The sequence below is a fragment of the Ralstonia pickettii genome, from assembly GCF_000607165.1.
Taxonomy (GTDB): domain Bacteria; phylum Pseudomonadota; class Gammaproteobacteria; order Burkholderiales; family Burkholderiaceae; genus Ralstonia; species Ralstonia holmesii.
The window spans coordinates 489,424-509,440 of record NZ_JFZG01000004.1 but is presented as its reverse complement, the minus strand read 5'-3'; the positions used below and the strand labels follow the sequence as shown (position 1 = coordinate 509,440).

23 protein-coding genes are annotated in these 20,017 nt (G+C 63.6%); 11 read left to right on the top strand and 12 right to left on the bottom strand.

Features of this window, described 5'->3' with window-relative positions:
• The first annotated feature begins 28 nt into the window (after positions 1–28).
• The 3 genes from ppsA to BG83_RS0105470 all read left to right on the top strand — a co-directional run bounded on the left by ppsA (position 29) and on the right by BG83_RS0105470 (position 3,973).
• Entirely contained in the window at positions 29–2,416 is a 2,388-nt protein-coding gene (gene ppsA / locus BG83_RS0105480) for a phosphoenolpyruvate synthase (RefSeq protein ID WP_024975777.1), read from the top strand.
• A gap of 165 nt (positions 2,417–2,581) precedes the next feature.
• Entirely contained in the window at positions 2,582–3,007 is a 426-nt protein-coding gene (locus BG83_RS0105475) for an NfeD family protein (protein WP_024975776.1), read from the top strand.
• A 39-nt stretch (positions 3,008–3,046) separates the two neighbouring features.
• Entirely contained in the window at positions 3,047–3,973 is a 927-nt protein-coding gene (locus BG83_RS0105470) for an SPFH domain-containing protein (protein ID WP_004626708.1), read from the top strand.
• 23 nt (positions 3,974–3,996) lie between these two features.
• Here the strand turns inward: BG83_RS0105470 and smpB are convergent, their stop codons facing one another.
• Positions 3,997–4,443, bottom strand: a complete 447-nt coding sequence (gene smpB, locus BG83_RS0105465; protein ID WP_004626709.1) for an SsrA-binding protein SmpB — start codon at positions 4,441–4,443, stop codon at positions 3,997–3,999.
• 125 nt (positions 4,444–4,568) lie between these two features.
• Here smpB and BG83_RS0105460 point away from each other — a divergent pair, with 125 nt between their 5' ends.
• Together BG83_RS0105460 and BG83_RS0105455 are read left to right on the top strand one after the other, a co-directional pair.
• On the top strand, positions 4,569–5,006 hold the full coding sequence (locus BG83_RS0105460; protein WP_024975775.1) for a type II toxin-antitoxin system RatA family toxin: 438 nt from the start codon (positions 4,569–4,571) through the stop codon (positions 5,004–5,006).
• Positions 4,993–5,358, top strand: a complete 366-nt coding sequence (locus tag BG83_RS0105455) for an RnfH family protein (RefSeq protein WP_024975774.1) — start codon at positions 4,993–4,995, stop codon at positions 5,356–5,358. Before BG83_RS0105460 ends, BG83_RS0105455 begins: the two co-directional genes overlap by 14 nt.
• 7 nt (positions 5,359–5,365) lie before the next feature.
• Here the strand turns inward: BG83_RS0105455 and BG83_RS0105450 are convergent, their stop codons facing one another.
• Together BG83_RS0105450 and BG83_RS0105445 are read right to left on the bottom strand one after the other, a co-directional pair.
• Positions 5,366–5,905, bottom strand: coding sequence for a DUF4124 domain-containing protein (locus BG83_RS0105450; protein ID WP_024975773.1), 540 nt, complete (start codon positions 5,903–5,905; stop codon positions 5,366–5,368).
• Between the two features lie 154 nt (positions 5,906–6,059).
• Positions 6,060–7,004, bottom strand: coding sequence for a DMT family transporter (locus BG83_RS0105445; protein ID WP_024975772.1), 945 nt, complete (start codon positions 7,002–7,004; stop codon positions 6,060–6,062).
• A 154-nt stretch (positions 7,005–7,158) separates the two neighbouring features.
• On the opposite strand from BG83_RS0105445, the gene guaB reads away from it, so the two are divergent.
• From guaB to guaA, 3 genes are all read left to right on the top strand, one after another.
• The gene (gene guaB / locus BG83_RS0105440; RefSeq protein ID WP_024975771.1) at positions 7,159–8,622 is read left to right on the top strand and encodes an IMP dehydrogenase; all 1,464 of its coding nucleotides are present in this window, start codon (positions 7,159–7,161) and stop codon (positions 8,620–8,622) included.
• A gap of 123 nt (positions 8,623–8,745) precedes the next feature.
• Positions 8,746–9,324, top strand: a complete 579-nt coding sequence (locus BG83_RS0105435) for a hypothetical protein (protein WP_024975770.1) — start codon at positions 8,746–8,748, stop codon at positions 9,322–9,324.
• The gene (guaA, locus tag BG83_RS0105430) at positions 9,299–10,918 is read left to right on the top strand and encodes a glutamine-hydrolyzing GMP synthase (RefSeq protein WP_024975769.1); all 1,620 of its coding nucleotides are present in this window, start codon (positions 9,299–9,301) and stop codon (positions 10,916–10,918) included. Before BG83_RS0105435 ends, guaA begins: the two co-directional genes overlap by 26 nt.
• Positions 10,919–11,193: 275 nt before the next feature.
• Here guaA and BG83_RS0105425 read toward each other — a convergent pair whose 3' ends face one another.
• The 4 genes from BG83_RS0105425 to BG83_RS0105410 form a co-directional block, all read right to left on the bottom strand.
• Complete coding sequence (locus BG83_RS0105425) at positions 11,194–12,441, bottom strand: citrate/2-methylcitrate synthase (RefSeq protein WP_024975768.1); 1,248 nt, start codon at positions 12,439–12,441, stop codon at positions 11,194–11,196.
• A gap of 60 nt (positions 12,442–12,501) precedes the next feature.
• Positions 12,502–12,894: a VOC family protein gene (locus tag BG83_RS0105420; protein WP_024975767.1), complete on the bottom strand. Its 393-nt coding sequence runs from the start codon at positions 12,892–12,894 to the stop codon at positions 12,502–12,504.
• A 58-nt stretch (positions 12,895–12,952) separates the two neighbouring features.
• Positions 12,953–14,239 carry an MFS transporter gene (locus BG83_RS0105415; RefSeq protein WP_037031599.1) on the bottom strand — a complete coding sequence of 429 codons (1,287 nt, stop codon included), beginning with the start codon at positions 14,237–14,239 and terminating at the stop codon, positions 12,953–12,955.
• Positions 14,240–14,336: 97 nt separating this feature from the next.
• Positions 14,337–15,095 (bottom strand): SDR family oxidoreductase, encoded by a 759-nt coding sequence (locus tag BG83_RS0105410; protein WP_024975765.1) that lies wholly within the window; start codon positions 15,093–15,095, stop codon positions 14,337–14,339.
• Positions 15,096–15,128: 33 nt separating this feature from the next.
• On the opposite strand from BG83_RS0105410, the gene BG83_RS29235 reads away from it, so the two are divergent.
• The gene (locus BG83_RS29235; RefSeq protein WP_152543668.1) at positions 15,129–15,335 is read left to right on the top strand and encodes a hypothetical protein; all 207 of its coding nucleotides are present in this window, start codon (positions 15,129–15,131) and stop codon (positions 15,333–15,335) included.
• A gap of 76 nt (positions 15,336–15,411) precedes the next feature.
• The gene (locus BG83_RS0105405) at positions 15,412–16,374 is read left to right on the top strand and encodes a 2-hydroxyacid dehydrogenase (protein ID WP_024975764.1); all 963 of its coding nucleotides are present in this window, start codon (positions 15,412–15,414) and stop codon (positions 16,372–16,374) included.
• 32 nt (positions 16,375–16,406) lie between these two features.
• Here the strand turns inward: BG83_RS0105405 and BG83_RS29805 are convergent, their stop codons facing one another.
• Positions 16,407–16,619, bottom strand: a complete 213-nt coding sequence (locus BG83_RS29805) for a hypothetical protein (RefSeq protein ID WP_024975763.1) — start codon at positions 16,617–16,619, stop codon at positions 16,407–16,409.
• Between the two features lie 267 nt (positions 16,620–16,886).
• On the opposite strand from BG83_RS29805, the gene BG83_RS0105395 reads away from it, so the two are divergent.
• Entirely contained in the window at positions 16,887–17,090 is a 204-nt protein-coding gene (locus BG83_RS0105395) for a cold-shock protein (protein ID WP_004626726.1), read from the top strand.
• 65 nt (positions 17,091–17,155) lie between these two features.
• On the opposite strand, the gene BG83_RS0105390 is transcribed toward BG83_RS0105395, so the two are convergent.
• The 4 genes from BG83_RS0105390 to BG83_RS0105375 form a co-directional block, all read right to left on the bottom strand.
• On the bottom strand, positions 17,156–18,424 hold the full coding sequence (locus BG83_RS0105390) for an MFS transporter (RefSeq protein WP_024975762.1): 1,269 nt from the start codon (positions 18,422–18,424) through the stop codon (positions 17,156–17,158).
• On the bottom strand, positions 18,421–18,762 hold the full coding sequence (locus tag BG83_RS0105385) for a hypothetical protein (protein WP_024975761.1): 342 nt from the start codon (positions 18,760–18,762) through the stop codon (positions 18,421–18,423). The genes BG83_RS0105390 and BG83_RS0105385 overlap by 4 nt, the downstream gene beginning before the upstream one ends.
• Before the next feature lie 34 nt (positions 18,763–18,796).
• Positions 18,797–19,249: a MarR family winged helix-turn-helix transcriptional regulator gene (locus BG83_RS0105380; protein WP_024975760.1), complete on the bottom strand. Its 453-nt coding sequence runs from the start codon at positions 19,247–19,249 to the stop codon at positions 18,797–18,799.
• Between the two features lie 123 nt (positions 19,250–19,372).
• On the bottom strand, positions 19,373–20,017 hold the full coding sequence (locus tag BG83_RS0105375; protein WP_024975759.1) for a DUF5074 domain-containing protein: 645 nt from the start codon (positions 20,015–20,017) through the stop codon (positions 19,373–19,375).

Sequence of the window (20,017 nt, the reverse complement as noted above, 5' to 3'; positions counted from 1 at the left end):
CGGTTTTTCACTTAGTTTAGGGGCTTGTATGACTAACCTGTCGCAAGACGGCGCCTATGTGCTGCCGTTCGAGCAATTGCGGATGACCGATGTCGAGGTCGTCGGCGGTAAAAACGCTTCGCTGGGCGAGATGATTTCCCAGCTGGATGGCGCCGGCGTGCGCGTTCCAGGCGGTTTTGCCACCACGGCACTGGCGTTCCGCGATTTCCTTGCACACAACAACCTGACCGAGCGCATCTCGCAGCGCCTGGCCAGCCTGGATGTCGACGACGTCAAGGCGCTGGCTGCCGCCGGCAAGGAGATCCGCGAGTGGGTCGCCACCGCACCGTTCCAGCCGCGTCTGGAGCAGGAGATTCGCGAGTCGTACGCTCGCGTGTCGGCCCGCGAAGGCGCCGAGGCATCGTTCGCGGTGCGCTCGTCGGCTACCGCCGAAGACCTGCCGGACGCTTCGTTCGCCGGCCAGCAAGAGAGCTACCTTAACGTTCTCGGCATCGATGACGTGCTCGACAAGATCAAGCACGTGTTTGCTTCGCTGTACAACGACCGTGCGATTTCCTACCGCGTGCACAAGGGCTTCGCCCATGACGTGGTGGCCCTGTCGGCCGGCATCCAGCGCATGGTGCGCTCGGACTGCGGCGCCTCGGGCGTGATGTTCACGATCGACACCGAATCGGGCTTCCAGGAGGTCGTCTTCATCACCTCCAGCTACGGCCTGGGCGAAACGGTGGTGCAGGGTGCGGTGAACCCGGACGAGTTCTACGTCTTCAAGCCGACGCTGGCCGCCGGCAAGTACCCGATCATCCGCCGCTCGATCGGCTCCAAGCTGATCAAGATGGAATTCACCGCGCCGGGCGAAGAAGGCCGCGTGAAGACCGTCGACGTGCCGGGCGAACTCCGCAACCGTTACTCCATCAGCGATGCGGATGTGACGGAGCTGGCCAAGTACGCCGTCATCATCGAGAAGCATTACGGTCGCCCGATGGATATCGAGTGGGGCCGCGACGGCAAGGACGGCAAGATCTACATCCTGCAGGCTCGCCCGGAGACGGTGAAGAGCCAGTCGCACGGCAAGGTCGAGCAGCGCTTCCGCCTGAAGGGCTCGGCACCGGTGCTGACCACCGGCCGCGCTATCGGCCAGAAGATCGGCACGGGCCCGGTGCGCGTGATCAACGATCCGGCTGAAATGGAGCGCGTGCAGCCCGGCGACGTGCTGGTTGCCGACATGACCGACCCGAACTGGGAACCGGTGATGAAGCGCGCCTCGGCCATCGTCACCAACCGTGGCGGCCGTACTTGCCACGCGGCCATCATCGCGCGTGAGCTGGGCGTGCCGGCTGTGGTCGGCTGCGGCGATGCGACCGACCTGCTGAAGGACGGCACGCTGGTGACAGTCTCGTGCGCCGAAGGCGACGAAGGCAAGATCTACGACGGCCTGCTGGAAACCGAAATCACGGAAGTCCAGCGTGGCGAAATGCCGTCGATCAGCACCAAGATCATGATGAACGTCGGCAACCCGCAACTGGCGTTCGATTTCTGCCAGATCCCGAACGGCGGTGTGGGCCTGGCTCGCCTCGAATTCATCATCAACAACAACATCGGCGTTCACCCGAAGGCGATCCTCGACTACCCGCAGGTCGACAGCGACTTGAAGAAGGCCGTGGAAAGCGTGGCTCGCGGCCATGCAAGCCCGCGTGCGTTCTACGTTGACAAGCTGGCCGAGGGCATTGCCACGATCGCAGCGGCGTTCTATCCGAAGCCCGTGATCGTGCGTCTGTCGGACTTCAAGTCCAACGAGTACAAGAAGCTGATCGGTGGTTCGCGCTACGAGCCGGACGAAGAAAACCCGATGCTGGGCTTCCGGGGCGCCTCGCGCTACATCGCCGAAGACTTTGCCGAAGCCTTCGAGATGGAGTGCCGTGCCATGAAGCGCGTGCGCGACGAGATGGGCCTGTCCAACGTCGAAGTGATGGTGCCGTTCGTGCGTACGCTCGGTCAGGCTGAGAAGGTTGTCGAGCTGCTGGCCAAGTACGGCCTGAAGCGCGGCGAGAACGGCCTGCGCCTGATCATGATGTGCGAAGTGCCGTCCAACGCGATTCTGGCCGAGCAGTTCCTGCAGCATTTCGACGGTTTCTCGATCGGCTCGAACGACCTGACGCAGCTCACGCTGGGTCTGGATCGCGACTCCGGCATGGAGCTGCTGGCCAAGGACTTCGACGAGCGTGATCCGGCGGTCAAGTTCATGCTGCAGCGTGCCATTTCTACGGCGCTGTCGATGGGCAAGTACGTCGGTATCTGCGGTCAGGGCCCGTCCGACCATCCGGATTTTGCCGAGTGGCTGGCCAAGGAAGGTATCTCGTCGATCTCGCTGAACCCGGATTCGGTGATCGACACGTGGCAGAAGCTGGGTTCGGCTTGATTCCGGCCTAGAGCGTCGTAAGACAAGGCGCGTATCCTGACGGGTACGCGCCAACAAGAACGCGAAGTGCCCGAGAGCGTCCAACGCTGACGGGGGCCGAGCGACATGCCCCCGCAGACGTGCAGCGTCGCGGGGGTTTTTTTATGGGATTCCGGGAGAGGGAGTATGTCGGCTCAGACCGTCTGGTTTTCTCTGGCCGTGCTGCTCGTCATCGGCGAGCTGATGACGGGGACCTTCTATCTGCTGATGGTGGCAATCGGCCTGGTCGCTGGCGGTCTTGCCGCGCTGATCGGCCTTACGTTTCCTGCGCAGGCCATCGTGGCCGCCATCGTGGCGGTGTTCGGCATCGTCGGGTTGCGGCGCACGCGCTACGGGCGGACCACGCGTGAGAATGCCGCGCGCAATCGCAACGTCAATCTGGACATCGGCGAGACGTTGCGCGTCGATGCTTGGTCACCCGAGCGCCGCGCGCGCGTGCAATATCGCGGCGCCGCATGGGATGTCGAACTTGCACCGCACGCATCGGCCGCCGCTGGCGAATTCCGGATCGTCGAAGTGCGTGGCAACGTGCTTGTCGTCGCGCCCAGGTAGCCACCAACAACAACCAACAAGCCCAACCACGGAGGTTCTATGTTCGAGCTGGGGACTCTCGCGATCATCGTCCTGTTTGCCGCCATCGTGCTCATCGCACAAGGCATCAAGATCGTGCCGCAACAGCACGCCTGGATTCTGGAGCGACTGGGCAAGTATCACGCAACGCTCTCGCCGGGGCTCAACATCGTGCTGCCCTTTGTTGACCGCGTGGCCTACAAGCACGTGCTCAAGGAAATCCCGCTCGACGTACCGAGCCAGATCTGTATCACCAAGGACAACACGCAGCTGCAAGTGGACGGCATCCTGTATTTCCAGGTGACCGACCCGATGCGGGCTTCGTATGGATCGAGCAATTTCGTGATCGCCATCACGCAGCTGGCGCAGACGACGCTGCGCTCGGTCGTCGGCAAGCTGGAACTGGACAAGACGTTTGAGGAGCGCGACTTCATTAACCACAGCGTGGTCAATGCGCTGGATGAGGCCGCATCGAATTGGGGCGTGAAGGTGCTGCGCTACGAGATCAAGGATCTGACGCCGCCGAAGGAGATCCTGCACGCCATGCAGGCGCAGATCACGGCCGAGCGTGAAAAGCGTGCGCTGATCGCCGCATCCGAAGGCAAGCGCCAGGAGCAGATCAATCTGGCATCCGGTGCGCGCGAGGCTGCCATCCAAAAATCAGAAGGGGAAAGGCAGGCCGCAATCAACAAGGCGCAGGGCGAGGCAGCGGCGATTTTGGCGGTGGCAGAAGCCAACGCCCAGGCGATCCAGAAGATCGGTCAGGCCATTCGTACCGAGGGCGGTGTCGATGCCGTCAACCTGAAGGTGGCGGAAGAGTATGTGAGCGCATTCGGTAACCTGGCCAAGCAGGGCAACACGCTCATCGTGCCGGGCAACATGGGTGACCTGAGCACGATGATTGCGTCAGCGTTGACGATTGTGAAGCAGCAGCGGCCGAGCGCGTAAGGCTCGGCGGAGCGGGAGAGGGCTCAAGCCTTCTCGCGCATGAGGCGGGCTTTTTCGCGCTGCCAGTCGCGGTCTTTCTCGGTTTCGCGCTTGTCGAACTGCTTCTTGCCTTTGGCAAGGCCGATCTCGCACTTCACGCGGCCGCGCGTGTAGTGCAGGTTGAGCGGCACGAGCGTGTAGCCGCGCTGTTCCACTTTGCCGATGAGCTTCTTGATCTCTTCGGCGTGCAGCAGCAGCTTGCGGGTGCGCACGGGGTCTGGATTGACATGCGTGGAGGCCGATTGCAGCGGGCTGATATGGGCCCCGATCAGGAACAGCTCGGCGTTGCGAATGACGACGTAGCCTTCCTTGATCTGCGCACGGTTGGCCCGGATGGCTTTCACCTCCCAGCCCTCAAGAGCCATGCCTGCTTCGTAGCGCTCTTCGATGAAGTAATCGAAAAAGGCCTTTTTGTTGTCGGCGATGGTCATATTTTGGAATATGCGGTGCGCGCCTTGGGGTGACGATCCCTGCATGCGCTGCGATAAAATGGCGAGTTTAACAAATCCGCCGCAATCCTAGCCGGGACGCGGCACGCAAAGCTTTCGGATGACGCATGGCAGACGTTGAAAAAAACGTGTTAATTGGCTACTCGGCCGAACAGATGTTCGACCTGGTCACCGACGTCAAGGACTATCCGAACTTCCTGCCATGGTGCGGGGGCGTTGAAATCTACGAGCAGACGGAAACGTCACTCGACGCGCGTGTGGACATCGCCTTCAAGGGCATTCACCAGTTCTTTCGCACGCGTAACGTGCAAACGCGGCCCACCCGCATTGATATGACGTTCGCTGACGGGCCTTTCAAGTCGTTTACCGGTTTCTGGATCTTCACGCCGCTGCGCGCGGACGCCTGCAAGATCAACTTCCACCTGCATTACGAGTTTTCCAACGTGATTCTGGAAAAACTGATCGGCCCGGTGTTCAGCATGATTGCCAACACCTTCGTCGATTCGTTCGTCAAACGCGCTGAGACGGTGTATGGCGAATCCTGATTCCAGCACCGTGATCGACGTGATGGTCTGCCTGGCGACGGTTACGCCGCCGCGGCTTGTCATCGTCCAAGTACCGGAGCGAGCGACGGTGGCCGACGCGGTGCGTGCCTCTGGCGTGCTGAATGGCCTGGAATTGACCATCGATACCTGCCGCCTGGGCATTTACGGCAAGCGCAAGACGCCCGATGCACCGTTGCACGCGCGAGACCGGGTGGAAATTCTGGGTCCGCTGATCGCCGATCCAAAAACTGCACGCCGGCGGCGCGTGCTGAAGGTGCGGGCCACCGGCACGCGCGAAGGGCTGAAGTGGCTGCGCAACGAGGCGCCGCCCAAAGACGACGTCCTCGAATAACGACAAATCAGTTGCAGTTGGCGCTCAGGGCAGCCTGGTTGCGCTGGACGGCTGCGGCGCGCTGGTTGTCATCCATATAGGCGATCGAGCCGTCGGCCTGCACCGAGCCGACGCGGCGGCCGTCTTGCATATACGTGGTTTCGTTGCGCAGGCGTGCGCATTCGGCTTGCTTGCGCTGGGCAGCGTCTGCCTGCCTGGCTTCGTCCTGTTCCTTTTTGGCGCGATCGGCCAGGCGCTTGCGCAGTTCTTCGTCGGGGTTCGATGCGGCCACGCCCGAGGCTGGCTGGCTGGGTCTGGCTGCCGCGTTAGGGTCCGCCGCTTTGACGCCCGAGGCCGGCGCGGACAGCGCTTCATAGGCCGTTGCCGTGCGGCTGTTCGGATTGCGGATGATGCGGTTGGTTGGCACCGACGGCGGCGGTGCGGCATCGCTGTAGACCATGTGGCCCTTGTCATCGCGCCATTGCCAGGCCCATTGCGCCTGGGCAACCGGACAAGCGAGGGCGATCAGGGCAGCGGTGGCAGGCAACAGGACGTGCAGTCGTTTCATGGAGTTCTCGTTCGTGGACTGCCGACGGCGCGCTGGCCGACCCGACGACGGCCCCTGGACGCGCACGGGAGCCCGGTGGCGTGATCGCCACTCGCCAATTTAGGCCGACGGCCTGGCTTGGCCTGTCGACTCGCCCCCCGGCAAGGCGCCCAGTTTATGCAGACTTGTTGTTGGCGTGCAAGCGCACCGACCAGCCGACACCCGCAATCAGCAAGGCGATTGCGGCCATCTCAAGCGGACGCGGCCAGCGGTCGTCGTACACGAAGCCATATGCCAGCGCGAACAGGGTCTCGAACGCGATCATCTGGCCCGACAGTGTGAGCGGCAGTCGTCGGGAGGCGATGTTCCATAAGTTGTTGCCGATCAGCGACGCGCCGAGTGCCACGGCAGCATTGACCACCCAGAACGTGCCCCAGGCACGTCCGCCGGCATTCATCCAGCTTGTACCGACCGCGAGCAGGGCCGCCAAGGTCAAAGCGGCCGACAGAATGCCGCTGGAAATGCCGTACAACGCAGACCATTCGTTGCTGGAGAAATGCGGATTGCGCTGCAGGTAGCGGGCATTGTCCACGGCGTACCAGGTCCAGCTGCAAAGCGCGCCCACCGCACAAGCGATGCCGGCAATGCGTTGCCAGGCAGGCCGGGCGTTGGCGGCCATCGTCGTCGCTTCATGGCCGAACAGGTCGACGTTGATGCAGACGATGCCGGCAGCGACAACCAATAGCGGCCAGATCAGGCGGGAGAGCGGCACGGCCCCATGATCGCGCCGGCCAAGCATGGTCACGGTAATGGGCAGGATGCCGACGATAAGCGAGGTGGGTGCAACGCCAGCCAGTTGCACGCCAAAGGCCACGAAAACGAAGTAAACAAGGTTGCCGCTGCAGGACTGCCTGAACAGCGCCAGGCAATCGGCGCGGGTAATCTTGCGGGCAATGCGGGGAAGGATCGGGGCAGCGGTGATGGCTGCGATGACGCCGTAGGCGAGGTAGCGGCCAAGGGTCAGTTCCCACGGTGAAAACGCGGGCAGCGCGCGGGGTGCAATAAAGACCATGCCCCACATCGCCCCGGCCAGCAGGGCGCACAGTACGCCAATTCCCATTCGAACACTCGCGAGGCTAACTCTGCGCGGCCGCTGGCGGCGCAGGGCGCAATAGGCACGGGCGCGAAGAAAAATTTATCGAGCATAGCACGGGTCTCTACTACCGTGGGGCGAATTCCCGTATAATCCGATTTTGCGCCTAGAGGAAATTGCTATGCGTCTTGTCCAGAAAGCACTCACGTTCGATGATGTGCTGCTCGTCCCGGCCTATTCGGCCGTCCTGCCCCGCGATACGTCCCTTCGCACCAAGCTCACCCGTTCGATCGAACTCGCCATTCCGCTTGTCTCCGCCGCCATGGATACGGTTACGGAAGCGCGGCTCGCCATCGCCATGGCGCAGCAAGGTGGTATCGGTATCGTCCACAAGAACCTGAAGCCGGAAGAACAGGCGCGCGAAGTCGCCAAGGTCAAGCGCTTTGAATCGGGCGTGCTGCGCGACCCGATCACCATCGGTCCGGACATGAAGGTCCGCGACGTGATGGCGCTGTCGGCACAGCACGGTATTTCGGGTTTCCCGGTGCTGGAAGGCAAGAAGGTGGTGGGCATCATCACCAACCGCGATCTGCGTTTCGAAGAGGAACTGGACGCCCCGGTGCGCGCCAAGATGACGCCGAGCGAGAAGCTCGTCACCGTCAAGGAAGGCGCCACGCTGGAAGAGGCCAAGCGCCTGTTGAACAAGCACCGCCTGGAGCGCGTGCTGGTGGTGGGCGAAGCCTTTGAGCTGCGCGGCCTGATCACCGTCAAGGATATCCAGAAGGCCACCGAATACCCGCTGGCCTCGAAGGACGAACGCGGTTCGCTGCGCGTGGGCGCGGCGGTGGGCGTGGGTCCGGATAACGATCTGCGTATCGATTTTCTGGTGAAGGCCGGCGTGGACGTGATCGTGGTCGATACCGCGCACGGCCACAGCCAGGGCGTGCTGAACCGCGTGCGCTGGATCAAGGACAACTACCCGCAAGTGCAGGTGATTGGCGGCAACATCGCCACGGGCGACGCCGCCAAGGCGCTGGTCGACCACGGTGCGGATGGCGTCAAGGTCGGCATTGGCCCGGGCTCGATCTGCACGACGCGGATCGTTGCTGGCGTGGGCGTGCCGCAAATCTTTGCCGTGTCGAATGTGGCCGAGGCACTGAAGGGCACCGGCGTTCCACTGATCGCTGACGGCGGTATCCGCTACTCGGGCGATGTTGCCAAGGCCCTGGCTGCCGGCGCGCACACCGTGATGATGGGTGGCATGTTCGCCGGTACGGACGAATCGCCGGGCGAGGTGTTCCTGTTCCAGGGCCGCTCGTACAAGAGCTACCGTGGCATGGGCTCGGTGGGCGCGATGAAGGACGGCGCTGCCGACCGCTACTTCCAGGAAGACAACACCGCCAACGTCGACAAGCTCGTGCCCGAAGGTATCGAGGGGCGCGTGCCGTACAAGGGCTCCGCGCTGCCGATCGTGCATCAACTCACGGGCGGCGTTCGCTCGTCGATGGGCTACTGCGGTTGCGCCTCGATTGCCGAATGGCACGAGAAAGCCCAGTTTGTCGAGATCACCGCCGCTGGCATGAACGAATCGCACGTGCACGACGTGCAGATCACGAAGGAAGCGCCGAACTATCACCGCGACTGATCGCTTGTCGATCATCGCAAACAAGATAGAAGGCAAGCAGTACTGCCGCCGGGGCGCGCGGGCGCTCCGGCCGATTCAACCGGTGGCCGAAGCACGGGCGGCCGCCCGCAACTGGAGACGATGATGAAAGCGCTTTTGCGACTCGTTCTGTTTCTGGATGCGGCTGTCGCGCTGTGCGTCGGTCTCGTCCTGCTCGCTTCACCCTTGACGTCCATCTTCGGCGCGCTGCAATTACCGCAGCCTGAGCCGGCGATGTACGGTCAGTTGCTCGGCGTCACGCTGATTGGTGTGGCCTGGCTGCTGTGGCACGCCACCGTCAACGGGCAGCTGACCACCGCCGTTGCGCAGGTGGTCGGTCATGTGAACCTGGCTGTCGCCGTGCTGGTGATTGCCTGGCTGCTGTTCTTCCACCTGCCGGTGGATGGCGCTGGCCGCATCTGGCTGCCGACGTTTGCCGCGGTGCTGGCGGCGTTTTCCGCCGTGCAGATTCCCGCCTCGCGCCGCGTACGCACCAATGAGCGCGTGCGCGCCCAGAAAGCCCGCGAAGACGCCGCGGCCGCGCGCGAACGCGAACGCGCAGAAAAGGCGCAGCGCAAAGAACCTGGCTACATGCCGCCTCCGGGCTACGGCCCCGGCACTGAAGTCGACACGATTGCCGATTCCATTCCTTCACAACATGCACGACAAAGTCCTCATCCTTGATTTCGGCTCGCAGGTCACGCAACTGATTGCGCGGCGCGTGCGTGAAGCACACGTCTACTGCGAGATCCACCCGAACGACGTGTCCGACGCCTTCGTGCGCGAGTTCGCGCCCAAGGCGATCATCCTGTCCGGCAGCCACGCCAGCACGTACGAAGACCATCAGCTGCGCGCACCGCAGGCCGTGTGGGACCTGGGCGTGCCGGTGCTCGGCATCTGCTACGGCATGCAGACCATGGCCGTGCAGCTGGGCGGCAAGGTGGAGTGGAGTGACCACCGCGAATTCGGTTACGCCGAAGTGCGTGCGCATGGTCACACCCGTCTGCTCAAGGACATCCAGGACTTCGCCACGCCGGAAGGTCACGGCATGCTCAAGGTATGGATGAGCCATGGCGACAAGGTTACGGAACTGCCGCCCGGCTTCAAGCTGCTGGCCTCGACGCCGAGCTGCCCGGTCGCCGGCATGGCCGATGAGGCACGTGGCTATTACGCCGTGCAGTTCCACCCAGAAGTTACGCATACCGTGCAAGGCCGCGCGATGCTCGAGCGCTTTGTTCTGGAAATTGCCGGTGCCAAGCCCGACTGGGTCATGCGCGACCACATCGACGAAGCCGTCAAGGCCATCCGCGAGCAGGTGGGCGATGAGGAGGTGATCCTCGGCCTGTCGGGCGGTGTTGATTCGTCGGTGGCAGCGGCGCTGATCCACCGTGCGATTGGCGACCAACTCACCTGCGTGTTTGTCGACCACGGCCTGCTGCGCCTGGACGAAGGCAAGATGGTGATGGACATGTTCGCTGGCCGTCTGCATGCCAAGGTCGTGCACGTGGATGCCTCCGAGCAGTTCCTCGGCCACCTTGCCGGCGTGACGGACCCGGAAGCCAAGCGCAAGATCATCGGCCGCGAGTTTGTGGAAGTGTTCCAGGCCGAAGCGAAGAAGCTCAGCAACGCCAAGTGGCTGGCGCAGGGCACGATCTACCCGGACGTGGTGGAATCAGGCGGCACCAAGACCAAGAAGGCAACGACGATCAAGAGCCACCACAACGTGGGTGGCCTGCCGGAAACGCTGGGGCTGAAGCTGCTCGAGCCGCTGCGCGATCTGTTCAAGGACGAAGTGCGCGAGCTGGGCGTGGCGCTGGGCCTGCCGCACGAGATGGTGTATCGCCATCCGTTCCCGGGGCCGGGTCTGGGCGTGCGCATTCTGGGCGAGGTCAAGCGTGAATACGCAGAGCTGCTGCGCCGTGCCGATGCCATCTTCATCGAAGAGCTGCGCGGCACCAAGGCCACGGCGCAGGACGTGGCCGCCGGCGTGTGCGGTGAAGGCGATGTCGGCAAGAGCTGGTACGACCTGACGAGCCAGGCGTTTGCGGTGTTCCTCCCGATCAAGTCCGTCGGCGTGATGGGCGATGGTCGCACGTACGACTACGTGACGGCGCTGCGTGCTGTGCAGACCACCGACTTCATGACCGCCCACTGGGCACATCTGCCGTACACGCTGTTGGGCCGCGTGTCGAACCGCATCATCAATGAGGTGCGTGGTTTGAGCCGGGTCGTGTATGACGTGTCGGGCAAGCCGCCTGCGACGATTGAGTGGGAGTGATCTAGCATCGTCTCACCCCGTTTTATGCAGCGACAAAAATCGCAAGAAACTCAAGTGTGACAAGGGATGAGGCATCTCATGATGCCTCAACCGCTTTCACCCAATCTCACGCAATGTGCGAATTTGCGCTTGGCAACCTTAAGCCCCGCATGGCTTTGTACAAGGTTTCCGACAGATGTGGTTGTGTCCATCGTTCGCGTTCGACGCCCTACTTCAAATGGGGCCGCAAGGCGACGTGAGGGCACCACGTGGCGACCGAGCGGAGCCCGGTAGCCTTACTCCACTATCTTGAACACCCGATTCTTCTCGATCACACCGGCTTTCGGCAATTTGCCTTCGTCCTCAGTGTCGGGGCGCAGATGCCGCTCGTCTAGCGCCGGCCCCGTGTAGCGGCTGCGCGGCCGAATCACCTTGCCCACGCGCAGTTGCTCGATGCAGTGCGCGAGCAGCCCGACGCTGCGCGCGATCGAGAACAAGCCGAACGCCGCATCGCGCGGCAACTGAAGCTGCACCGACAGCATCGCGAACGCGACATCGATGGTTGGCCGCTGGCCGGTGAGCTCCGTAACCTTGTCGACGAAATGCGCCAGTTCCGCCGGCGGATGGAGCCGCGCGAGCAACGCGGCCGCGCGCGGATCGCCATCGGGGTAAAGATGATGGCCGAAGCCGGGAATCGGGATCGCTGACTTCAGGTAGTGATCGACCACGTGCTCGGCGCCCAATCTCTGCACGTCGTCGAATACCGCACGCACGCGCCCTGACGCGTCGCCGTGCAGCGGGCCCGACAACGTTGCGAGCCCCGTCAGCAGGCAGCCCGCGAGCGATGCGCCGGTCGACGCGGTGATGCGCGCGGCGAATGCCGAACTCGTGATCTCGTGATCCGCAACCAGCACCATCGCCCGGCGCAGCAGATCCGCGCCATCGCTGTCGAGGCCCCAGCCGGCTGCGAGCCGCTGATGGGTCCGGAGTGGACTTGCGCCGACATCGCCATGCGCGCCGAACGCGCGCGACACGATCGCGACGAGTTGCCCCGCTTCGATGTGCAGCGCGCTGTCGAGCCGGCCGAGCGTCGAATGGCCGTGCGCGGCCAGCATCGCGAGTACCGAGAACGCGCATTGCCGATCGCGCTCGCCGGATGGCAGCGCGATCGCGGGCGCGTCGAACGACACGGGCGTGGTGGCCTGCCAGAGCAGAGTAGCCGTTTCCTCGAGCGTGGCGGTATCCGCGAGCTGAATGCTGTCGCGGCCCCGATACCAGGCGCGGCCCTTGGAGAACGTGGTGATGCCGCTGTAGATGCACGGCTCGGCGCCAAAGATCGTGCTGGCTGCCAGCGCCGCACGCTTGCGGCCGACCTGTTTCTTGCGGCACAGCGTGACCACGTCCTCCGCGCGATACAGACTCTTGCGTGGATCGTTGGGGTCCTGCATCACGGCGATACTGCCGCGGCTCGCATACGCGTAGACGGTCTGCGCCCGCACGCCGAGCCGCCGCGCCGCTTCCGTCAGGGTGATCCAGTTCTGCATGGGGAGTCGTGATGACGATGCGGCCTGTGTCTGGCCGCTTGCGCCGACTATAGACCGGGTTCAGTTGAATGTCATTTCTGCTGCGCGCCGCTCAAGCACCTCGACGAGGATGTCGCCTGGCGCGCGTACGAAACAGCCGCGCACACCGGCGCGGATCCGCGTGATGGGCTGGACGATCTCTGCGTCGTGCGCGACCAGATGCGCGTAGGCGGCATCCAAGTCATCGACCAGCACGCCAAAGTGGTCGATCCCTTGCACGCGGCGCCCCTCCGTCACGGTCGCCGAACGCGCGTCCGGCTGGGCGGTGATGAATAGGTTGACGGCGCCGATCCGCAGGTCGACGCGGCCGGGGCGTCGCACGATTTCGGCGTTCAGGCAGCGCGCGAACCATGCGGCGGTGGCCTCCGCATCGGCCGAGCAGAGTTGCAGGTGGTCCCATTTGAATTCGATCATGGTCGTGGTCCGCGGGTGAAGGAGTCGGCGGGTTGGCAGACAAAGGGCATCTACGGGCTCAGAGCTCGATACGCGACAGTTTGCCGAGCAGCACCGAGTACGACAGCGTGCCGACGAGGCAGATCCCGCCCATCAAGTTCAGCGCCCAGAAAAAGCTGCCGGTGTGCTGCGTCACGTAGCCGATCATCAGCGGCGTGGTGACGGCTGCGATGTTGGCCGCGAGGCTCGTGATGCTGCTGGTGAGTCCAACATAGCGTTTAGGCGCAATCTCGGACACGGCCGCCCACGACATCGAGCCGATCCCCTGGGCGAAGAACGCGACGGTCAGGATCGCGATCACCAGCGCGTTCGAATGCACGAAGTTGACGAGCACGATCGACGCGCCGAGGAAGGTGCCGATCACGAGCGGCGCCTTGCGCGACGACGACATCGACACGCCGCGCCGGATGCAGAGATCGGACAGATAGCCGGCGATCAGGATGCCCAACGTCGCGCCGATGAACGGCATCGCCTGGAAGAAACCGACCTTGATCATCGACATGTGCCGTTCCTCGACCAGATAGGTCATGAACCAGGTCGTGAAGAACACCAGCAGCGTGTTGTTGCAGAACTTGCCCAGACAGATCGCGAGGATCTGCCGGTAGCTGAGCAGGCGCAGCGCCATGCGCCACTCGAAGCGATCGCGCGCGGTCACCACGGGGCGCCCTTCAGTGATGTACTGCAGCTCGGCTGCATTGACGCTGCGATGCCGTGACGGATCACGATAGAACCGATACCAGACGACACTGAACAGGATGCCGAACGCGCCCGTCGAGAAGAATACGGCCCGCCAGCCGAACGCCGACGAGATCCACAGCAGCAGCCCGGTGAAGAGCGGTGTGCCGATGTACTGGCCCATCACGTACACGCTCGTTGCGAAGCCGCGTTCCTGGACCGGGAACCACATCGTCACCGCGCGCGCGTTCGACGGAAACGCGGGTGCCTCGAGCGCTCCCATCGCCAGCCGCGAGCCGAGCAGCATGTGGTAGCCGTGTGCGAGCCCTTGCGTCAGCGTCGCCAGCGACCAGCCGACGAGCGACAGCGCATACGCAACGCGCGAGCCGAGCATGTCGGCTAGCACGCCTGCGGGCAGCAGCGCAATCGAGTAGGCGAGTCCGAACACGGCGAACAGCTCGCCCATCTGCACGCGGGTGAGCGCGAGATCCTTCGATAGCGAGGGCGCGACGATGCCGAGCGCCGAGCGGTCGACGTAGTTGAGGACGGTCGCCACCAGCAGCATCGACAGCACGCCGTAGCGCACCCGCGATCTTCTTACGCTGCCCGCGTGCGCGTTGACCTCGCGCATGACCGCAACCTGCTCTTCTGCAGTTTCCAATGTTGTCTCCTGTTGTCTGATGGATGGGCCGGCGTATGGTTGTTGTGTGTGCCGGCGCACGTCGGGTTCAGCCGCGTCCGACGAAGGGCATCGCGCTGGCCATGATCGTCATGTTCAGAATGTTGGCTTCGAGCGGCAGGCTCGCCATTTGCACGATGGCATTCGCGACGTGCGCGACGTCGACGCGCGGCTCGGGCGCGATGCGGCCGTCGGCCTGCGCCACGCCGCTCGTCATGCGTTCGGTCAGCGACGTGGCAGCGTTGCCGATGTCGATCTGGCCGCACGCGATGTTGAATGGCCGGCCGTCGAGCGCGAGCGAGCGCGTGATGCCGAGAACGGCGTGCTTCGTGGCGGTGTACGCGATAGTGTTCGGACGCGGCGTGTGCGCCGAGATCGAGCCGTTGTTGATGATGCGGCCGCCTTGCGGCGTCTGCCGCTTCATCTGGCGCCACGCGGCGCGCGCGCACAGGAACACACCCGTCAGGTTGGTCGCGACCACGTCGTTCCAGAATTGCAGCGAGTAGTCGTCGAGCGGCACGGCTCCTGCGTTGCGGCCCGCGTTGTTGAACAGCACATCAAGGCGCCCGAACTCGTGCGCGATCTGCGCGAAGCTGGCGTCGACTGACGCTTCGTCGGAAACATCGGTCGGAATGGCCGCCGCCGCGCCGCCGGCCCGCTCGATGATCTCTTTCGTTTCGAGCAGCGGATCGATGCGCCTGCCGAGCAGTGCGACGCTGAACCCGGCTCGCGCCAGCGCGACGGCCGCCGCCTGGCCGATGCCGGTGCCGGCGCCCGTCACCGCCGCGATTCTTTTTTCTGCCTGCATCTTCACGACCTCGTCTTCAGTGGTGCGTTGAACATGCAAAAAGCATTGCGCGGTGGCGATTCCCCAGCAATCTTGATTCTTTCAATCAATATCAACAGCCCCGTCGCGACGGGGCGGCGTCAGGGTTTTCCTGAGTTCGACGAGACGTCGCTCGCGGACCAGCGCGGCCGGATGGGCGGCGCGCGACACGGCCGAAGCGACGTCGAAAGCCCGCGGCGGCGCACCGCGCACATACATTGATCGAAACAATCAATATTGACCCGCGCCGACCGTGCTTCGTAGGCTGTGCTCCGTTTTCCGACCCAAGGACGAGACCATGCCTGACAACAATCGCCCCCGCCTCCTGGTAGCGCGACGGGTTCCCGCGGCGGTGGCCGCACGTGCCGAAGCCGAATTCCACGCGTATGTGACCGACGCCGACATGGACGCGCCGTCCGTCGTCGAATTCTGCAACCGCCACGAGACGCCGGCGGTGCTGATCGGCAAGAAATCGGGGCTGCAGGCCGAGCACATCGCAGCATTGGCGCCGAGCGTGAAGATCATCGCGAACGCGAGCGCCGGTTACGACCACATGGACGTGGCCGCCGCGCGCGCACGCGGGATCGTCGTCAGCAACGCGCCCGACGCGCTGACGGACTGCACTGCCGATTTCACGATGTTGTTGATTCTCGCCGCGTGCCGGCGTGCGTCGGAGTACGAGCGCATCGTGCGCGCGGGATGGGGAAAGTCGTTCGGCATGACGGACATGCTTGGCATGCGCGTGAACGGAAAGACGCTCGGGATCGTCGGTTTCGGCCGGATCGGGCGGGCGGTCGCACAGCGTGCGCGCGGCTTCGGAATGCAGATCGTCTATACCGACCGGCGGCCCGCGCCGCCCGAGATCGAGGCCGGCGCGCGTTATTGCGCGGATCTCGACACGCTACTGCCACAGTGCGACATCCTCACGCTGCACGTGCCTGGCGGCGGCACGCCATTGATGACGCACCGCGAGTTCGGCTTGTTGCGCGACGGCGCGGTATTCGTCAACGCAGCGCGCGGGAGTCTCGTCAACGAGGATGCGCTGTACGATGCGTTGGCGTCGCATCGGTTATTCGGCGCGGGGCTTGACGTCTATCAGAACGAGCCCAACATCGATCCGCGCTTTGCAGCACTCGACAATGTGTTTCTGTCGCCGCATATGGCGAGCGCGACGATCGAGACGCGCGACCAGATGGGGTTCACCGCACTCGACAATATCGCTGCGGTGCTTGATGGGAGGGCGGCGCCGAACGCGCTGTGAACCGCCATGAGAAAAGCTGCCGAGCAGGGCGCCTACGCCTCTAGCGACCAGCCCTGGTTGTCCACGTTCTTTTCATCGCGATAGACCCACCGCGCGCCGCATGTGGGACACGAGAACGTGCTGACGGTGATTGGGCGCGCGGAGGGCGACTTGATGCGCTGCGTGTCGGTGATTCTCAGCAAAGCATGGCCTGGCGCGCCGCGTTTATGGAGTTCGATTGCAGCGCAAGCCGAGCAGAGTGTCATGCTGATGGTTCTCTCAAGGGCGCATGCCCACTGTGGCGTGCTGGCTCAGCGGTGGGGTGCGGGGGTGGGTCAAAGGTGCAGCTTATCTAATTATTTGTTGACGCGGGGCTGAAATGTCTGTAGAAACCATCCTCGCAGGATCTTCAAGCAGTTACTCCGATGTTCTGGGTTGTCACGCCAAGCGGTGCTTCCTTTGCTCCATGTTTCTTCCTTGATTGTCGTGCCTGGTGAGCACAGGCTCATGCAGAACTTTTTAGGATATCCAACATGGAAACCGGCACAGTAAAGTGGTTCAACGACTCCAAGGGCTTCGGCTTCATCACCCCGGACGCAGGCGGCAACGATCTCTTCGCTCACTTCTCTGAAGTTCAGGGCAACGGGTTCAAGTCCCTCCAAGAGGGCCAGAAGGTTCGCTACGTTGCAGGCGTGGGCCAAAAGGGCCCGGCTGCTACGAAGATCGAGGCGATCTGATCGGTCGCATCTGCCAAGAAAAACCCCGCACTGCGGGGTTTTTTTTCGCGGCAACATCAAGGTATTCAAGACCCACTTTGCTCCAGCGTCGGTGGCTCTTGCCGCGGCAGATGAATCTGCTGCCGCATCACATAGACGGCCACCGCTGCCGAAAGCAGGCCCGAGAGCGCACCCACACCAAGTGACCAGCGCGGGCCGAGATGGTCTGCCACCCAGCCCACAATCGGTGCGCCAATCGGGGTGCCGCCCAACGCGATGGCCACGCGCAACGCCATTACCCGCCCACGCATGGCAGGCTCGGTCGAGAGTTGCATCAGGCTGTTGCTCGTGTTGGTGAATGTCAGCGCCGCCATGCCGGTGATGACCAGCGCCGCCGCAAACAGCCAATAGCCCGGTGCGATGGCCGCCAACGTGCACCCCAGCCCGAATATCGCAGCGCCTATCAGCAGTGACTTGAACTCCGGCTGCTTACGCCCCGCGGCGAATAACGCGCCGGACATCGTGCCGACCGCCATCATCGACGACAACACGCCGTAGCCGCGCGCGTCCGAGTGGAAGACGCTCGCTGCCATTGTCGAGATGAAGATTGGGAAGTTCAGCCCGAATGTGCCGATCAGGAACAGCATGACCAGCATGGCCTTGAGATCAGGGCGAGCCCACACGTAACGGATGGCCTCGGCAAAGCCGCCTTGAGAGCGCCGTGCACGCGCATTCGGGCGCAGTTCGGATTTGCGCAGGAAAAAGAGCGAAGTCAGCACCGCGATGAACGAAAGCCCATTGGCCAGGAATGCCCAGCCTGTACCGATGGTGGCGATGGCCATGCCCGCCGCCGCTGGCCCGACCATGCGCCCCGCGTTGAACGACGTCGAGTTGAGCGCAACCGCATTGGGCAGATCGCCATCGCCCACCAGTTCCGCCGCAAACGTCTGGCGTACCGGGGCATCGAATGCCGACGCACAGCCGGACAGAAAAGCCAGCAGGTAGACGTGCCAGAGCTGAACGATGCCCGTCACGGTGAGCAGCCCGAGAATCAGCGCCAGCACGCCCGATGTCGCTTGGGTGGCCATCAGCAGCTTGCGCTGGTTGTAGCGATCCGCGGCAACGCCCGTCCACGGCAATAGCAGGAGCTGCGGGCCAAACTGCAGCGCCATGACCGTGCCGACTGCTGAAGCGTTATGGTTCGTGAGCTGCGTCAGCACCAGCCAGTCCTGCGCGGTGCGCTGCATCCACGTGCCCACGTTGGACACCAGCGACCCCACGGCCCACAACCGGTAGTTGAAAACGCGCAGTGAGCGGAAGACGCCTGTTGCTGGCGTACTTGCCGATGTGTTCATTGGCGTTGCGGCAGACCGCTGTCGAGATTGCCACCATTGAACCTGCCAAAGCGCCGGGCCATCGGCACGCCGAGTGCCAGGATGCCCAACCCGATCGCAACGGCATCGGTTGTGTTTCGCAGGTGGAAATCACCAACCCGCAGGACGAGGACGTAACCGACGGCCAGATTGAACGCGCCCCACAGCACATTCACCGTGGAAGACGAAAGGCCTTCACCGCGCGGCGTTGCAAATGGGCTCTGAAATGGTTTGCCCGCGATACCGAAGACGAAGTGCGGCACGGCGTTGGCGAGGAACGCGCCGCCGAAAAACCAAGAGATGAGATGGGACCATGCCATGTCGACGCTCCGGATCAAGAACAGTAAGAGAGGCTCAAAACTCTGCGAGCCGTTGCAGCAACGTCACGGCCTTCGCCAGTTCAGCTTGCTCGGCGGCGGACAGTTGCGCCTGCAGTGCGCGGAACAGCCAATCGTCTTTCGCGGCGCGGCTTTCCTTGAGGGCTTTCCTAAAGCCCGGCGTCAATTCGATGAGCGTTTGCCGGCCATCTGTCGGATCGGGCTTGCCGACAACTGCGCCCATTGCTTCCAGCGCTGCAACGGTGACCCGCATCGACTGCGGCTTCACGCTGCCGGCCCGCGCAAGCGCAGACACGGTGGCCGGGCCATCACGGTCCAGGCGCAGCAGAACCGACTTTTGCGCGTGGGTGAGATCGTTCGGGTGGACTTGTTCGCGCAGGCGCCGGGACAGCTTGCCAAGCGCAATGCGCAGATCGCCGGCCAGCGCGGCGGGCGGCGCGGGCTCGGTGGAGGAGGGTGATTTAGCCATGCCGCGAGCATAGCATCAATACAGTTTAACTGTGCAGTTAAGCTGTAATGTTATGCGCAGGCCACGCAAGCAAAAAGGCCCGCATTTGAGCGGGCCTCGTTCCTTCCGTGTGCGGTATCGCGCCTATGCCGCCTGCTTGCGGGGCCGCCGTACCGCACGAATCTTTCCGGTGGTGCCGCCGCCGCAGAAGAACTGATCGGCGCCATCCGACTCGAGTCCTGACACAGTGATGCCGGCTGGCATGTCAAGCTGCTCCAGCACTTCGCCGGTTTGCGGATCGATATGCCGCAGCTCGCTCGTATCGCCTTCCCATGTGGCGTGCCAGAGTTCACCGTCGACCCATGTGACGCCGGTCACGAAGCGGTTGGAGTCGATGGTGCGCAGCACCTTGCCGGTGTCCGGATCGATCTGGCGGATCTTGCGCTCGCGGTAGTGACCGACCCACAGCGTGCCTTCGGCCCAGGCGAGGCCTGAGTCTCCACCTGCTCCCGGCGCGGGAATCGTGGCCAACACGTTGCCGGTTTGCGGGTCGATCTTCTGGATGCGGTCTTCGGCGATCTGGAACAGGTGCCGTCCGTCGAACGCGGTACCTGCATGGGCCGGCACGTCGATGGAGCGCTGCGTCTTGCCGCTGTCGGGGTCGAGTTCCTTCAACTGACCGCCGGCAGCGAACCAGATGCGCTCGCCGTTGTAGGTGACGCCGCCCACGTTTTCGACACCGGGGAAGGGGCCGTATTCGCGCACGACTTCGGCGGTGGATCGTTTCAT

Excerpts from the sequence above, each read along its gene's own strand:
- ppsA (WP_024975777.1), top strand. The coding sequence starts at position 29 with ATGACTAACCTGTCGCAAGACGGCGCCTATGTGCTGCCGTTCGAGCAA.
- BG83_RS0105475 (WP_024975776.1), top strand. The coding sequence starts at position 2,582 with ATGTCGGCTCAGACCGTCTGGTTTTCTCTGGCCGTGCTGCTCGTCATC.
- BG83_RS0105470 (WP_004626708.1), top strand. The coding sequence starts at position 3,047 with ATGTTCGAGCTGGGGACTCTCGCGATCATCGTCCTGTTTGCCGCCATC.
- smpB (WP_004626709.1), bottom strand. The coding sequence starts at position 4,443 with ATGACCATCGCCGACAACAAAAAGGCCTTTTTCGATTACTTCATCGAA.
- BG83_RS0105460 (WP_024975775.1), top strand. The coding sequence starts at position 4,569 with ATGGCAGACGTTGAAAAAAACGTGTTAATTGGCTACTCGGCCGAACAG.
- BG83_RS0105455 (WP_024975774.1), top strand. The coding sequence starts at position 4,993 with ATGGCGAATCCTGATTCCAGCACCGTGATCGACGTGATGGTCTGCCTG.
- BG83_RS0105450 (WP_024975773.1), bottom strand. The coding sequence starts at position 5,905 with ATGAAACGACTGCACGTCCTGTTGCCTGCCACCGCTGCCCTGATCGCC.
- BG83_RS0105445 (WP_024975772.1), bottom strand. The coding sequence starts at position 7,004 with ATGGGAATTGGCGTACTGTGCGCCCTGCTGGCCGGGGCGATGTGGGGC.
- guaB (WP_024975771.1), top strand. The coding sequence starts at position 7,159 with ATGCGTCTTGTCCAGAAAGCACTCACGTTCGATGATGTGCTGCTCGTC.
- BG83_RS0105435 (WP_024975770.1), top strand. The coding sequence starts at position 8,746 with ATGAAAGCGCTTTTGCGACTCGTTCTGTTTCTGGATGCGGCTGTCGCG.
- guaA (WP_024975769.1), top strand. The coding sequence starts at position 9,299 with ATGCACGACAAAGTCCTCATCCTTGATTTCGGCTCGCAGGTCACGCAA.
- BG83_RS0105425 (WP_024975768.1), bottom strand. The coding sequence starts at position 12,441 with ATGCAGAACTGGATCACCCTGACGGAAGCGGCGCGGCGGCTCGGCGTG.
- BG83_RS0105420 (WP_024975767.1), bottom strand. The coding sequence starts at position 12,894 with ATGATCGAATTCAAATGGGACCACCTGCAACTCTGCTCGGCCGATGCG.
- BG83_RS0105415 (WP_037031599.1), bottom strand. The coding sequence starts at position 14,239 with ATGCGCGAGGTCAACGCGCACGCGGGCAGCGTAAGAAGATCGCGGGTG.
- BG83_RS0105410 (WP_024975765.1), bottom strand. The coding sequence starts at position 15,095 with ATGCAGGCAGAAAAAAGAATCGCGGCGGTGACGGGCGCCGGCACCGGC.
- BG83_RS29235 (WP_152543668.1), top strand. The coding sequence starts at position 15,129 with ATGCAAAAAGCATTGCGCGGTGGCGATTCCCCAGCAATCTTGATTCTT.
- BG83_RS0105405 (WP_024975764.1), top strand. The coding sequence starts at position 15,412 with ATGCCTGACAACAATCGCCCCCGCCTCCTGGTAGCGCGACGGGTTCCC.
- BG83_RS29805 (WP_024975763.1), bottom strand. The coding sequence starts at position 16,619 with ATGACACTCTGCTCGGCTTGCGCTGCAATCGAACTCCATAAACGCGGC.
- BG83_RS0105395 (WP_004626726.1), top strand. The coding sequence starts at position 16,887 with ATGGAAACCGGCACAGTAAAGTGGTTCAACGACTCCAAGGGCTTCGGC.
- BG83_RS0105390 (WP_024975762.1), bottom strand. The coding sequence starts at position 18,424 with ATGAACACATCGGCAAGTACGCCAGCAACAGGCGTCTTCCGCTCACTG.
- BG83_RS0105385 (WP_024975761.1), bottom strand. The coding sequence starts at position 18,762 with ATGGCATGGTCCCATCTCATCTCTTGGTTTTTCGGCGGCGCGTTCCTC.
- BG83_RS0105380 (WP_024975760.1), bottom strand. The coding sequence starts at position 19,249 with ATGGCTAAATCACCCTCCTCCACCGAGCCCGCGCCGCCCGCCGCGCTG.
- BG83_RS0105375 (WP_024975759.1), bottom strand. The coding sequence starts at position 20,017 with ATGAAACGATCCACCGCCGAAGTCGTGCGCGAATACGGCCCCTTCCCC.